Source organism: Paraburkholderia kirstenboschensis (genome assembly GCF_904848585.1).
Lineage (GTDB): Bacteria > Pseudomonadota > Gammaproteobacteria > Burkholderiales > Burkholderiaceae > Paraburkholderia > Paraburkholderia kirstenboschensis.
The window spans coordinates 1-13,647 of the sequence record NZ_CAJHCR010000031.1 but is presented as its reverse complement, the minus strand read 5'-3'; the positions used below and the strand labels follow the sequence as shown (position 1 = coordinate 13,647).

11 protein-coding genes and 1 pseudogene are annotated in these 13,647 nt (G+C 60.8%); 10 read left to right on the top strand and 2 right to left on the bottom strand.

Annotated elements, in window-relative coordinates:
• The first annotated feature begins 3 nt into the window (after nt 1-3).
• The 3 genes and pseudogenes from oiaK to JMY24_RS36315 form a co-directional block, all read left to right on the top strand.
• A complete protein-coding gene (oiaK, locus tag JMY24_RS36325; RefSeq protein WP_201703944.1) occupies nt 4-1,392 on the top strand; it encodes a 3-oxo-isoapionate kinase OiaK in 1,389 nt (462 codons plus the stop codon).
• An 82-nt stretch (nt 1,393-1,474) separates the two neighbouring features.
• Nucleotides 1,475-2,179 carry a transcriptional regulator NanR gene (locus tag JMY24_RS36320; RefSeq protein ID WP_027800657.1) on the top strand — a complete coding sequence of 235 codons (705 nt, stop codon included), beginning with the start codon at nt 1,475-1,477 and terminating at the stop codon, nt 2,177-2,179.
• 226 nt (nt 2,180-2,405) lie between these two features.
• Nucleotides 2,406-2,631 (top strand): annotated as a pseudogene (locus JMY24_RS36315) (NAD(P)(+) transhydrogenase (Re/Si-specific) subunit beta); the annotation flags it as partial.
• A gap of 729 nt (nt 2,632-3,360) precedes the next feature.
• Here JMY24_RS36315 and JMY24_RS36310 read toward each other — a convergent pair.
• Nucleotides 3,361-4,269: a lipid A biosynthesis lauroyl acyltransferase gene (locus tag JMY24_RS36310; RefSeq protein WP_268960846.1), complete on the bottom strand. Its 909-nt coding sequence runs from the start codon at nt 4,267-4,269 to the stop codon at nt 3,361-3,363.
• Nucleotides 4,270-5,000: 731 nt separating this feature from the next.
• Between JMY24_RS36310 and JMY24_RS36305 the strand changes: the two genes are divergently transcribed.
• From JMY24_RS36305 to JMY24_RS39800, 4 genes are all read left to right on the top strand, one after another.
• Nucleotides 5,001-5,666, top strand: coding sequence for a cupin domain-containing protein (locus JMY24_RS36305; RefSeq protein ID WP_164853879.1), 666 nt, complete (start codon nt 5,001-5,003; stop codon nt 5,664-5,666).
• Nucleotides 5,667-6,079: 413 nt separating this feature from the next.
• Nucleotides 6,080-6,772, top strand: a complete 693-nt coding sequence (locus tag JMY24_RS36300) for a potassium channel family protein (RefSeq protein ID WP_201703941.1) — start codon at nt 6,080-6,082, stop codon at nt 6,770-6,772.
• 465 nt (nt 6,773-7,237) lie between these two features.
• Nucleotides 7,238-7,387, top strand: coding sequence for a hypothetical protein (locus tag JMY24_RS39805; RefSeq protein WP_236597727.1), 150 nt, complete (start codon nt 7,238-7,240; stop codon nt 7,385-7,387).
• Between the two features lie 53 nt (nt 7,388-7,440).
• Nucleotides 7,441-7,620, top strand: coding sequence for a hypothetical protein (locus JMY24_RS39800; protein ID WP_236597726.1), 180 nt, complete (start codon nt 7,441-7,443; stop codon nt 7,618-7,620).
• A 293-nt stretch (nt 7,621-7,913) separates the two neighbouring features.
• On the opposite strand, the gene JMY24_RS36290 is transcribed toward JMY24_RS39800, so the two are convergent.
• Nucleotides 7,914-9,164 (bottom strand): sensor histidine kinase, encoded by a 1,251-nt coding sequence (locus tag JMY24_RS36290; RefSeq protein ID WP_236597725.1) that lies wholly within the window; start codon nt 9,162-9,164, stop codon nt 7,914-7,916.
• A 740-nt stretch (nt 9,165-9,904) separates the two neighbouring features.
• Here JMY24_RS36290 and ltrA point away from each other — a divergent pair.
• The 3 genes from ltrA to JMY24_RS36275 all read left to right on the top strand — a co-directional run bounded on the left by ltrA (nt 9,905) and on the right by JMY24_RS36275 (nt 13,009).
• Nucleotides 9,905-11,122, top strand: a complete 1,218-nt coding sequence (gene ltrA, locus JMY24_RS36285; protein WP_128598575.1) for a group II intron reverse transcriptase/maturase — start codon at nt 9,905-9,907, stop codon at nt 11,120-11,122.
• Between the two features lie 563 nt (nt 11,123-11,685).
• Entirely contained in the window at nt 11,686-12,420 is a 735-nt protein-coding gene (locus JMY24_RS36280; RefSeq protein WP_201703939.1) for a reverse transcriptase domain-containing protein, read from the top strand.
• A complete protein-coding gene (locus tag JMY24_RS36275) occupies nt 12,389-13,009 on the top strand; it encodes a group II intron maturase-specific domain-containing protein (protein WP_201703937.1) in 621 nt (206 codons plus the stop codon). Before JMY24_RS36280 ends, JMY24_RS36275 begins: the two co-directional genes overlap by 32 nt.
• Nucleotides 13,010-13,647 lie beyond the last annotated feature (638 nt).

Sequence of the window (13,647 nt, the reverse complement as noted above, 5' to 3'; positions counted from 1 at the left end):
GCCATGACCGAACGAGCGAAAGACGGACTGGACGACGGCCTGCTGCTCGCCTATTACGGCGACGATTTCACCGGCTCGACCGACGCCATGGAGGCGATGACCGCCGCCGGCGTGCCGACCGTCCTCTGCCTCGATACACCGACGCCGGACCTGCTCACGCGTTTTCCCGACATGCGCTGCGTGGGACTTGCGGGCTCGTCGCGCGGGCGCAGTCCGGCGTGGATGCGCGATGCGCTGCCTGCGGCGTTCGCGAGCCTCGCCCCTCTCGGCGCGCCGCTTCTCCAGTACAAAGTTTGCTCGACGTTCGATTCGTCGCCGGAGCTGGGTTCGATCGGCGCGGCAATCGACATCGGCGTAAAGACGATGTCCGGCCATTGGTCGCCGATGGTGATCGGCGCGCCGCGCCTGAAGCGCTATCAGATGTTCGGCAATCTCTTCGCCGCCGTGGATGGCGTGGGCTACCGGCTCGACCGTCATCCGACCATGTCGCGCCATCCCGCAACGCCGATGCACGAAGCAGATCTGCGGGTTCATCTCGGCCAGCAGACCGCGCGGCGCATCGAACTCGTCGACATGCTGCAACTGCGAGCCGGCGAGGGCGCGGCGCGCGTGCGCACGCTCGGCGCGGCGAACGCGGCAGAACCGCCCGTCGTCATGATCGACGTGCTCGACGAAGAGACGCTCGTCGAAGCGGGCCGGCTCGTGTGGGAAGAGCGCGGAGCGGGCCTGTTCAGCGCGTCGTCGTCGGGGCTGCAGTATGCGCTCGCCGCGTATTGGCGCAGCCGTGGCTGGCTGCCCGCCCGCGCGTCGCTGCCCGTTGCACAGCCGGTCGGGCAGATCGCCGCCGTCAGCGGCAGTTGCTCGCCCGTCACGGCGACCCAGATTGCGTGGGCGCGCGCGAACGGTTTTTGTGTCGTGCGCCTTGACTTGCCGCGTGCGCTCGACGCGCGCACGGCAAGCGGGGAAATCCAGCGCGCTGTCGACGTTGCAGCCGACGCCGTCCGGCGCGGCGACAGCGTGATCGTGCATAGTGCGGAAGGCCCGGACGATCCGGCCGTCCAGACATTCGACGCCATCGCGCGCGATGCCGGACTTTCGCGGACCGATGCGGCACGCAACGTCGGAGGGGCGCTGGCCGAAGTGCTGCGGCAGTTGCTGGATCGCGTCGAACTGCAACGTGTTGTGGTGGCCGGCGGCGACAGTTCCGGCGAGGTCGCGAGCCGCCTCGGCATCGACGCGCTCAGCGTGGTCGCCGGGCTTGCGCCAGGCGCGCCGCTGTGCCGCGCAGTGTCGAAGTCGGCCCGGCGTGATGGACTCGAGATAGTGCTGAAGGGCGGACAGATAGGCGGCGACGCGTTCTTCGGCGCGGCCAAAGCGGGGCGCGCGATCTAGTGGGGTGCGGCTTGCAGTTGTTTCGGAAGGGTTCGCCGGTGTATGGTGTCGTCATCACACCAGAAACTTCTGCATAAACCTAATGGGCGAGATCATCCCGCGTCGCAAGCTGTACCAGGAAGTCGTAGATCGTCTGATGGAGCGGATTCGCTCCGGCGAAATCGCGCCCGGCGCGCAGTTGCCGTCCGAGCGCGAACTGATGGAAATCTACGGCGTCGGCCGTCCGGCTGTGCGCGAAGCGCTGCAAACCCTGGAGCGCTCCGGCATCGTCGAGATCGTGCACGGCGAGCGCGCCCGCGTCGTGGTGCCCACCGCGGATCGTCTGATCGGGCAACTTGCGGGCGGGGCGATGCATCTGCTGCGCACGCATCCCGACATGCTCGAGCATCTCAAGCATGCGCGCCTCTTTCTCGAAACCGGCACGGCGCGCATGGCCGCCGAACGCGCCACCGAAGAAGACGTCGCGCGGCTGCAATTGAGCGTGGCGCAGCATCGCGCGTCGATGGTCGATCTCGAAGAGTTCATCGAGCGCGATATGGCGTTTCACCGCGAGATCGCAAAGATCAGCGGCAATCCGATATTCCCTTCCATCGTCGAATCGCTGTTTCGTTGGGCCGGCGAGTACTACCGGCCGCTCGTGCGTGCGCCGGGCGCCGAGGAGCTGACGCTGGCGGAGCATCAGCGCATTGTCGATGCTATCGCGAAGCGCGACGGCGACGCGGCTTCCGAAGCGATGCGGGCGCATCTCACGCGCGCCAACGAGTTGTATCGCACGCTCAGCAAGTAGCGGAACAACCACGATGGTTCGAGTCCCATGCGTCGGGGGGCGTCCGGGGGGCCGACGTCAAGTGACCGGCATGCGCTCAGCCGAGACGCATGCAACTGAGTGCGTGTGGTCTGGCGTCTGTTGCGGCTTCAGTTCCGTGAGCGGAGCCGGAGCCCTAGAGGCCGGCCAACAGCGCTTCTTCTCAACATTCATGCATCTATCCGAATCTGTCAGCGGAGGAACCGGGCAGGCCCAGCACCCGGTCTTCGAATTCACGAAGCTGCTGCGCGAAAAGGGCGTCGAGGTGCGCTTTGCGATCCACCCGGTGGCCGGTCGGATGCCGGGCCACATGAACGTACTGCTGATCGAGGTGAAGGTGCCCTACGACATCGTGATGGAGATGGACGAGATCAACGCGGACTTCCCCGAGGCGGACGTTTCGATGGTCATCGGCGAACGACATCGTGAACCCGGGCTTGTTGGTCGTATCTATCTCGTAGGCAAGTACCTGCCTGTTCCAATGACGGTGCGGGACTTCGATCCACGAGTCATGCGACATACAGATCCTTGGCGTCAAGAGCGTCTGCATTGAAGATGACCGCACGGTCGTGTTCCAAGCCCTTGACCAGGGGCGTTGTTTCGATGGGCTTTGGGTGGCTAATAGGTCGCCCTGAGTGCCGTCACATTGCAGACGTAGAGCTCACGTTTCCTAATGTCCGCAATGGCCGATTCGAATAATGGTGCGTTTTGTGATCGACTGGATGTCCTTTTCCGTGTGCGGGGACGCGTCCCGAATGGCCCGCATTGCTCCGGTTCCGGCCCTTGACTCTCGGGAAGTGCTGTCGAGATTCGTCTAAGTCTGAACTTTGTTCACTCAAGTCTGAACTCGGACGAACGGCGCCGGTGGGATCGGCGCGGAACGCTGGTTGTCGTGGCGGGGATCGGTGGGAAGCCGCGGTCTATAGGTTAGGTGGTGCGGGGGTAGACACGGCCGAGAGGCCGACCGGCTCAAACCGGCCAAGTGCCGACGTTCCGCCTAGCACACAGACGGCCATTCAAGCGGCCGCTCTCCCCACGCAACGGACCTTCGTGCGCGGACCATGCCCGTCGCGTCGTCGGACGGCACAGCCGTTCGCATCGGTTTTGTTTGCGGGTTTCGAAAGCTTGCCGGCAACGTAAAAACGAGGGAGCCCATTGCACCATCAATATACTGCAGGCATGCCCGTTGGACGATGTTTGAAGCGTCGATGCACCCAGTAGTACTGGGCCGGGAATTTGAGTATCTGGGTCTCGAGAAACGCATTCATGCAACGTGCATCATTCGTGTCGCTGTTCGATGGGAAATCGCTGAGCGGCGCAAAGATGGTCATCCGATACCCTTTGAAATCCGGCAGTACTTCCGTGACGAACGGCACAACGCGCGCGCCCCCCATTCTTGCAAGTCGCGAGACAGAAGTCAGAGTGCACGCAGGGACGCTGAAAAAAGGCACAAAAACAGAATTTTCGATGCCATGGTCCATGTCCGCAGCAAGCATGACCGGCTTGCCCTGCCGAAGGAGTTTCACGATCTTTTTGGCGCTAGTCGAGCGTTCGACCATCTCGGCGCCGAATCGGCCGCGCTGCCGTTTGGCGAGGTCGCAAAGACGCGTGTTCGACATGTGCGTGTACAAGGAAGCGGCAGGCATTTTCAGCGAGTAAAGGATGCACCCGATTTCGATGCCCACGAAATGAAACCCCAAAAAGATGGTAGGCGGAGCATTCCTGTCTTCGAGATCAATCGCGCTTTCGACCTGGACGAGATTTCTTATCCTTTGCGCGCTACCGAACCATTGAACGCCTCGTTCGAGATAGCTGCGGATGACATGCCGGAAGTGGTCCCTCGCAAGCTCATCGTGCTCACGTACCGACTTTTCCGGAAAGCAGAGGCGCAGGTTGACAAGGACTATATGTTTGCGGCGGCTGGGAAGCGTATACAGCGCCGCGCCGAGCGCGCTGCCAAGCCTCGCGACCAATGGGTATGGAAGTATTGAGAGCGCGCGAAGTAAAGCTACGACGAGAAAATGACCGAGTTGATCCAAGACCCGCTCCTGTGTGGCGGTCGGCTGTGCCACGGGAAAACTTCTGTCAATGCCCACTTTGCGACGAGGTCGGGCATGTTCATGCCGTACTCGGCGAAACTTGAGTTCGCTTTCGAAATGAACAACGACCGTTACTGCCGATGACGCGGTAGCAGCACTCGATAGTGCGGACCATTCAGCCCGATTTCAATTTCTGTCATTCTTTAATAACTTGCGCCAAACAATTCTGCCCCGTTTGTCGCAATTAGATCAAGTTATCGAACAAGGCGACAAACGTCAATGCACGGGAGCAGCGAAACTCATCAAAATCTGAGCAAGCACCGGTTATCGGCCCCGCGGCGCGGATAGCCGATAGCCCCTCAAAGCCGCCCGTAGCGTGGGGCGACGCCGACGGACGGAAATGGGTCGGCTTGCGATAGTCCCGGCCCGCGCAACGATGACCGGGCGCGTCGTTTCATCTGCTGGTCGGACTCGGCCAACCTAGGGACGTTGATCCACGCTCTCACGACATCGTGCGAAAGTCGCGTCCGCACGGGAATGCAGTTGTTCAAATGATGCTCCGTCCAATGGCAAAAGCGGGTCGGGCGCTGCGGGCTGCTGGTCGGCACATTTCGCCGAGACCTGCAGGCAAGCCGTGCAATCCCGTACGACGACATACCGACAGGCGAACTCGATGGGGCAATAATCTAGATTCCCCTCGGCTTTCAATCCCGGCGATCTTGTGCCGGAAGCAACAAAGTTTCAGGTCCCTACTGGATGGGTTCATGAAGGCACTCAAATATGCACGTCATTCCCGGCAGCGTCTGCTCGTGAACCTCGCGGCGTTCATGTTGGCATTCGGCTTGTGCGGGCAAGTGTTCGCGCAGTGTCGGCCCGTCGCCGAGAGGACACGGGAAATCGGATGCTGGATCATCGAGCGGCAGCCACTGGGACAATTGGGATCAACGTCGTTGTTCTGGTACCTCGACCGTTACGCCTCCCGAGAGGAAGCGCAAGCCGCGAAAGGGCCGAAGAGCACTGTCATCGAGGCTTATGGCAGTTCGTGGCTGTCCACGATTGAAGAGGCAGGCTGGCGGCAACCTGGCGCAGAGCGAGTCGCCGTAATCGGCCCGTTGCAGATTAACCCGGGGGTGGATTACACCGCACAATACATGGAAGGAACCTTTACACCGGGCATGAGCACGGAACCGCATTACCACCCAGGGCCTGAGGCGATATACACGCTGACCGGCGAGGTTTGTTTCGAAATGCCGCACGGGAAGATCGTCGGCCGAGCCGGTGAGGGCATTGTGATGGAGGCGGGACATTTGCACACCCTTACCGCTACCGGTATCGAACAGCGCCGGTCACTTGCACTAGTGATCTATGAGAGCGCGCAGCCTTGGCGTTTGCCGGCAGCCGGATGGGAGCCGCAAGGCCTCTGCAAGTAGGGCGTACGAATTCGAGGTTTGGCCGATTGCTCTTCGCGGGCCACGAAAACATGGACCGAAGAACCTTGGAATCTGCCATTCGCCGCTCCCGAACACCAACGGCCGGAGAGGGTGCCGCCGATCGCAAATGGCGGTGCTCATCCCCCTTGCCGAAGTTTGCTGTCGGACCGTGGTCGGCCATCAAGCGACATTCGCCCGTCGCGCCGTTCGGACGTTTAGACGATGGCTCTGCCCGCAAACGGCCATTCATCGTCGAAGGCGAACGTTGCTTCGTCGGCGCCACTGCCCTTTTGCGTTCTCGAGTTGGCACATGGGCTCAAACCTATGCGCAATAGGAACAAACGCATTGCGCTCGCAATGGCGCGCGTGCGACCTTACGAGTCACCAGCAATTACGAACCGAGCGAGATCAATATGGATATCGGTGCCACGCGCAACTCCCTGCCGCATATTTTTTTCCAGCGCTGCTTCTGGCTGTTTGTCGTGCTGCTCGTTCTCATCGGCGCGGTGTCGTTCGTCCCAGCGAGCGACCACGGCCGCCTGATTGTGAACGGTGTCAACATGTTCCTCCTCATCGCGACGGTCGCAGCTGTCGGGCGCACGACACTGTCGTTCGTCATCGCGCTTTTACTGGCCGTTCCCGCGGTGTGCTTCCAGTATCTCGGTCTCTGGCACGACAGCGACACGGACCTGACATGGTCGTGGACGTTCAGCGCCGCACTGTATTTCATGACCACCGCGTATCTGCTGCGCTACGTTTTCCAGCCGAGGATCATGACGCAGGACAAGCTGTTTGGCGCTGCTGCGGCTTATCTCCTGATCGGTGTGCTCTGGGCATACCTTTACGCGATCATCGGATTCTTCTATCCGCAGTCGTACATGATCGTCGGGCAACCGGGGCGACTGGTCTATGCCGATGCCCTTTACCTGAGCATAACCGTGCTCACTAGTACGGGCTTCGGAGACATAACGCCGCTCACGCGCCCGGCGCGAGGTATATGCATGATCGAGCAGATAACCGGGGCTTTATTCGTCGCGATACTCATCGCCCGCCTGGCGGGGGTTTATCCGCCGCGAGAGAGTTACATCGACGACGGAGCGCCGTAGGTGGTCAACGAGTTGCCTGCGCGCGCAAGCCGACTTCCGAAGGGCGACAGCCGCGATTGCCATGGTCGCTTACTGCCGGTCGTGGCAAGGCAATAGTCGATCGCACGACGATCGTCAAGGTTCGGCCACAAAGGCACAAAGGGGGCATTCGCATCTGGCAGTCCTGTCGTGCGCCTATCCGATACCGGGATAGCGCTTTGATAACCTCGGACAGTTATTTTGCATTTTCTGGGACCCCGGGGAAGAGCCATTTATCCTGTCTGCTTCATGGCTCCGACCGATCAATTACGTCGCTGCGGTAGCGGCGTTATTGCGCGCCGCGCGTCGGGTTGACCCTGCTCGATCGCACGACGCGCTCCAGGCATCTGCTCGCGGAGGACCGAGGCTCGCCTGTACCGCGGACACGCGAGAAGTGGGAGAATCGTCAGACCCGACGGTGCACAACAATCTGTTCGGAGCCACACCATGCGCAAACTCATAATGGGCATTGTCGAATTCCGCGGGAAAATGCTGCCGCAGTACGCCGAACAGCTCAGTAAGCTTGCGCTCGCCCAGACACCGCCAACAACGCGGCGTTTCGCCTCTAACACGAAGGCCCGCTCGACGACAGGCTGAAGCCGCACGACCAATTGTCGCAACTCAATGTCCTCGTGCAACTCGATCATCTGATGAGCTACCCGATCGTCCGCCACCAAATCACGGCCAAGGCGCTGGTACTGAGCGGCTGGTGGTTTGACATCGCGACCGGCGACATGTATGCCTATGAGCGGGCGAGCCGCTCATTCGAAGTCATTGACCGCGCGCTGGCTGAGCGGCTTGCTGCGCGCCTCGCCTTTCGCGCGCGGTGAAGTCCGCTGCTCCCGCCTCATCGCGGCGGCCGCGGTGTCCAGCGTGGCATGACAGGAAATGAAGATAATCGGGAGCATCACGCGCAACCGACGTTGCAGAGCCAGCGGGCTCGGCCCGGAGGTTGCGGGTCAGCAGCAGGCTCGCCGAAACGTCGGCGACATTCGCGTGTTCCATGAATGCCTCAGTGCTTCCGAACGTTTTCACCGGATGGTCGCTTAAGCGTAGCAGCCGTACGAGCGCGCTGCGCACGCGTTGGTCGTCCTCGACCACGAACACTTTGGAAGGAGCGTGGTCATGAATTTCGCGGCGAACCGGTTTCTTCTTCAGTGCCCCACGCCGGGAGCAGGATATGAAACACTGCGCCGCGTTCGCCATTACTTTCGGCCCACAGGCGCCCACCATGCATGGCGATGATGGTGCTGCTGATCGGCAGGCCTAATCCCAGTCCGTGTGCCTTCGACGTGATGTACGGCGTGAACGATCTGCCGATCTGCTCGGTGCTCAAAACCAGGCCGCGATCGCTCACAGCAATGCTCACGCCGCTTCCGTCCAGCGCGCCCATCACTGCTACGGAAACAACCCGGTCCTCTGCGGAACATCCTTCTACCGCATCGAATGCATTCGTCAACAAGTTGGTCATGACCTGCTGCAGCTGTATGTTGTTGCAGTGCACGACCGGCAAGTCCGGGACGACGTCTAACGTCATCTGTATGTTGCGCACGGCAGCATCGCGACGCATGCGCCGAACCACTGAGCGGACCAGGTTGCCCATGTCGAGGGGGAGCGTGTCGGGCGGAGCCCGCCTGGCCAGCTGCTGCATCGTCCGGACAATTTCGTTGGCCCTGAAGCTGCTATCCGCGATGTCCGCCATCGCCTCGCGCAACTCAGACAGGTTTGGCACATCCATCCCGAGAATCCGCTGCGCCGCCTCTGCATTGCTCAGGATCGCCGTCAGCGGCTGCCTGATCTCGTGGGCCACTCCACCTGTCATAAACTCCAGTTCCGACATCCGTGCCGGATGCGCCCCCAGTTCCTCGTCCCGACCAGCCTTCACCTGCTCGATGAAAACCAGCGTCCAGGCGGGCGAAAGCTCTGTTGGGCACCGCGTGTTCTTGATGCTCACGGCAACACAGCCTCCGTCCTTGCGCCTTGCAACGACGGCTTTCATTTCGCCGCGGGCTGACGGCTCATCACCGAAAGATCCCACTTCGGCCGGGGACTCTCCACCGGGTGCTGCCAACTGAGGAAAGACTGTGCCCCAGCACATGCCGGAGAGTTCTTCCGTCGTATAGCCGAGCAGCGATGCTCCACAGGCGTTGGTGCAGATGATCGTAAGCCAGTCGTCCAGAACAACGACTGGATATGGAATCAGATCGATTAGGGATTTGATGCAATCTTCGGGAAACCGAAAGCTTGCATCTTCGTGTCCAGTAAGCGGCCCGCTCTGATCCTGCGCAGGAAAAGTCATGACAAATCCCCGTACCAAGGCTTTCGATGTCCACGCGGAAACGCGCCATTGCAGCAGGATTGTGACGGCATTCACAGCCTCGCCCCGGACAAGCCGATATCCGCCGCTCATTCCGCCGACTAATCAGCCGGAAGTAGTGGATAGGCAGCATGGGTATTCAAGGGGGACATGAGGTTCACGGCGGACTGACCACCTGCTCCATATTAGTAAGATTTCCATGACTTGACACGGCATATTTTTTGCTCCGTTTCCGCCTCCGATTGCCTATCCAGTGCGTATAGGGCACCGATCGGTCCGCACCGGTGCACTTTGATGACCGTTGAACCCTGAATGCGGCCGTAGAGATCACGCGGGGTGAATGTCCGGAGAGGGTGTGCGCCGTGAAAAGGCGGCGCTTTCCAGCGGGTGCAAGCCCCGCCCGGCAAATGCTCCAGCCGGAAGCAACCGGAGCAGCTATGGAGGCAACGAAGTGGCTGAAGCCTTCGGTGATGCGTGTCACAAATTGGTGACAGCGCGAGTGTGCAGGCCGTAACGCGAGTGAACGCCGAGCAAACCTCGAAAAGGTCGATGCGCAGGCCGACCCGACAACCCTATCGGGGAAGGCTGATACGGCTGGGTGAATGAGCAGGCTGGACGCCCAGTCGCTGTGCCGGGGTAGTGGCGACAGCATGTACACAAGGAAAGCGTACGCAACACGGGAAGTCCCTCGGCGTGGTCAGGGATGACCAACCGGACGCCCGCGAGGGACAGGCCGGGCGCCTTGGGATGACGGAGAGGCCCGTAGTACTGCTGAAGCCGGGTACCGCTTTTACGCTCTGTACGACAAGATCTACCGTGAGGATGTGCTGGCGCATGCGTACGCCCAGTGTCGCTCGAACAGGGGCGCGCCGGGTGTCGATAGGCAGGACTTCGCGGAGGTCGAAGCGTACGGGGTGCAGAAGTGGCTCGGCGAACTGGCGCTTGCGCTCAGGCAGGAGAGTTACCGGCCGGACCCTATCAGAAGAGTGTTTATCCCGAAGGCCAATGGCAAGCTGAGGCCACTGGGCATCTCGACCTTGCGTGATCGGGTGTGCATGACAGCAGCGATGCTGGTGCTCGAACCGATCTTCGAAGCGGACCTTCCATCTGAGCAGTACGCTTACCGCCCGGGGCGAAACGCCCAGCAAGCGGTGATCGAGGTGGAGGAACGGCTGCATCGAGGGCAAACGGACGTTGTTGATGCCGACCTTGCGGACTACTTCGGAAGTATTCCACACGCCGAACTGATGCTGTCGCTTGCGCGACGCATCGTCGATCGGCGCGTGCTGCATCTGATCAGGATGTGGCTGGAATGCCCCGTTGAAGAAACCGACGATCGAGGCCGGAAGAAACGTACGACGGAGGCCAAAGACAGCAGACGTGGCATTCCGCAAGGCTCACCCGTCTCACCACTGCTGGCGAATATTTATATGCGCCGGTTTCTGCTGGCATGGAAGAAGCTCGGACTTCAGCGCAGTCTTGGCAGTCGAATCGTGACCTACGCGGACGATCTGGTGATCCTGTGCAAGAAAGGGAAGGCTGAGGAAGCCTTGTCACGAATGCGCGAGATCATGGACAAACTGAAGCTGACGGTCAACGAGGAGAAGACACGAATCTGCAAGGTGCCGGAAGGCGAATTCGACTTCCTGGGTTATACGTTTGGGCGGCTGTACTCAGCGACGACTGGCCAGGCCCGTATGGGCATGCGTCCGTCGAAGAAGAGTATCCGGCGCATGGTCGAAAAGATTCATGCGATGACCGCCCTCAAGACGGTGTGGCAAGAGACCACGGAGCTGGTGGGCAGGTTGAACCGCACGCTGCGCGGCTGGGCGAACTACTTCAAGGTAGGCTCGGACAGACGCGCGTATCGCGCGCTCGATAGCTACACTGCTGCGCGGTTGCGCCGGTGGTTACGCAACAAGTACAAGGTTCGACGTCGCAGGGGCGGGACTTATCCATCCCAGCACCTCTACGGGCACTTCGGTCTCGTGCGTCTGACTGGTCCATGGTTGTGAACCTGCCGTGTGTGAAGGCGTGATGTCCTGTCCGAGAGCCGGATGCGGGAGATCTGCATGTCCGGTTGTGTGTCCAGCTAAGGCTGGCGTGTTCAGCAGGAGATAGACCTGCCGGAGTAGAAGTCAGAAGCTCCGTAGCTTGGATAGCAGGGTGGCGGGAAACCAAGACTCTGAAGCCTATCGACGACCGTCTCCTTGGGGACGTGCGAGTCATCGGGCCGTAATGAAGATGAACGTGGATGTGGCCTCGAAAGTGAAGAGACCCGAAGGCCGAGCCTGCAACCGTGAGGGCGAAGGCAGCATGGGTAGCCGAAATCTGACCGATACGGCTATTCCACTTCGGCGGGGTGGAAGCGACGGCACGATGACAAGGACATGCTGAGCAACTGGAGAAACCCTCCTCGCCCCGGCGCGAAATCGCCGGAGCAAGGTAGGTCCTATAACCGGCGAACCCGGGAAGTGGACCGAAGGCGAGAGGGTGGCGGATGGGTCCGTAGTAGCTGTGAAGCCGGGTAACGCTGGTGGAGCGAAGGGGCCCTGCTGTTTGTAACTTCCTCGACAACATGGGAGGCAAGGACGAGATGACAAAGGCGTCCAGCAGTTTGCAGGACCGGAGGCGGGGAATATACGTCAAGGCGAAGGCTGAACCGTCCTGGCGTTTCTGGGGTTTGTACGTCCATGTCTGCAAGATGGAAACGCTGCGCGAAGCGTATGCGCTGGCTAGAAAGAACAACGGCGCACCGGGTATCGACGGGGCGACGTTTGAGGTCATCGAGGCGCAAGGCGTGGAGGCGTTCCTCGAGCGGATACGGGACGAACTGATCGGGCGTGCCTACGTACCGCTACGATCGCGGCGGCAGGAAATACCGAAGGACGGGGGCAAGGTCCGTGTCCTTTCGATTCCGGCAATCCGTGACCGGGTGGTCCAGGGTGCGCTCAAGCTCATATTGGAGCCGATCTTCGAGGCAGACTTCCAACCGGGGTCGTACGGATATCGTCCCAAGCGTACCGCGCATGAAGCTGTGCATCGGGTGGCGACGGCGATTGTTCAGTGCAAGACCCGCGTCATAGACCTCGATTTGCGCGCCTACTTTGACACAGTTCGGCATCACCTACTGCTCGAAAAAGTGGCGCGTCGGATCAGGGACGACGACGTCATGCATCTGCTGAAGCTGATGCTAACGGCGTCGGGCAAACAAGGCGTTCCGCAAGGCGGCGTGATCTCGCCCCTGCTCAGTAACATCTATCTCACGGAGGTAGACCAGGATGCTGGAGCGGGTGAAAGGGTCAACCCGTAGCGGGAAGTACACCTACGTTGAGTATGCCCGTTTCGCTGACGATCTGGTCGTGCTGATCGATGCTCATCCGCGCAATGCATGGTTGCTGAGGATGGTGAGCCGGCGACTTCGGGAAGAGTTTGCCAAACTACAGGTCGAGGTTAATGAAGAGAAGAGTCGCACTGTGGATCTGGACCGCGCGGAGAGCTTCGGCTTCCTGGGGTTTGACTTCCGCCGCCTGCGCAGTATCGGGCGACAGGTGTGGCGAGCGCACTATACGCCGAAGTTGAAGGAACGCACGGCGCTACTGCGCAAGCTCAAGGAGGTGTTCCGGCGATACCAGTCGCAGCCGGTGGATCGGGTAGTGCAACTGATCAACCCGGTGCTGCGAGGCTGGGTGAATTACTTCGCTGTTGGACATTCCAGCGAGTGCTTCAGCTTCATCAAGGACTGGGTGGAGAAGAAGATTCGACGCCACATGGGTCGATCCCGGAATCGTCGGGGCTTCGGCTGGAAGACGTGGAGTAGGCGCTGGCTATATGACGAACTGAAGCTGTTCAACGGCTACCGGGTTCGTCGTGCTGCCGCACTGAAAGCGTCCCCGGCATGATAGGTCCCATAAACCTTGACGTGAAGCAGACAGGAAAGCGTAGTGCGGGAAAACCGCATGCTGCGTTTGACGTGGCGGGAGCTGGAAACGTGACCATGGCAACCGGATTGAGGCCCACCGCGAAAGCGAGGGAGAAGCCACCGGGGCCTACCGTGCGCGCGCCAGTTCTCGACCCTACCGATGAGCGGGGTGTGGAAACGGGGTTAGGGCGAGGTTATTCGGGCACCGCCAGACGAAAGAGGCGGCAACAGACAAACCGAACCTGCTGCTACCGCGCCACATCTCGACTCTACCGGGATGCGTCGATCGCGTCGGGCAGCACACGGGCCATAAGCGGGCACCCGCGCAGTGCGGTTGGGTGACCGTTCAACGCTTGCAAGGCGCCGTTCGCGAAAGCAGCATACCGGTGGGTAGCACAGCTTCCCGTACGCTTCGTTGACACAATTTCCATTCGTTGGCGGGCCGCTCGACGCAGAACGCGGACGATTCACTCAAAGGGAGCGAGAAGCCAGCGCCCTGAAAAGCAGGCGTGGATCGAAGGGTTTCTCGCACCTCGGATATCTGGTGTAGGCAGGGTCGAGCGCGTCGGCGCCGTAGCCGGTGGTAAAGACGAAATGCACGCTGTGCTCAGCCAGCCA

Bases quoted from the DNA above. Each gene is read 5' to 3' on its own strand.
- oiaK (WP_201703944.1), top strand. From the start codon at position 4: ATGACCGAACGAGCGAAAGACGGACTGGACGACGGCCTGCTGCTCGCC.
- JMY24_RS36320 (WP_027800657.1), top strand. From the start codon at position 1,475: ATGGGCGAGATCATCCCGCGTCGCAAGCTGTACCAGGAAGTCGTAGAT.
- JMY24_RS36305 (WP_164853879.1), top strand. From the start codon at position 5,001: ATGAAGGCACTCAAATATGCACGTCATTCCCGGCAGCGTCTGCTCGTG.
- JMY24_RS36300 (WP_201703941.1), top strand. From the start codon at position 6,080: ATGGATATCGGTGCCACGCGCAACTCCCTGCCGCATATTTTTTTCCAG.
- JMY24_RS39805 (WP_236597727.1), top strand. From the start codon at position 7,238: ATGCGCAAACTCATAATGGGCATTGTCGAATTCCGCGGGAAAATGCTG.
- JMY24_RS39800 (WP_236597726.1), top strand. From the start codon at position 7,441: ATGAGCTACCCGATCGTCCGCCACCAAATCACGGCCAAGGCGCTGGTA.
- JMY24_RS36280 (WP_201703939.1), top strand. From the start codon at position 11,686: ATGGGAGGCAAGGACGAGATGACAAAGGCGTCCAGCAGTTTGCAGGAC.
- JMY24_RS36275 (WP_201703937.1), top strand. From the start codon at position 12,389: ATGCTGGAGCGGGTGAAAGGGTCAACCCGTAGCGGGAAGTACACCTAC.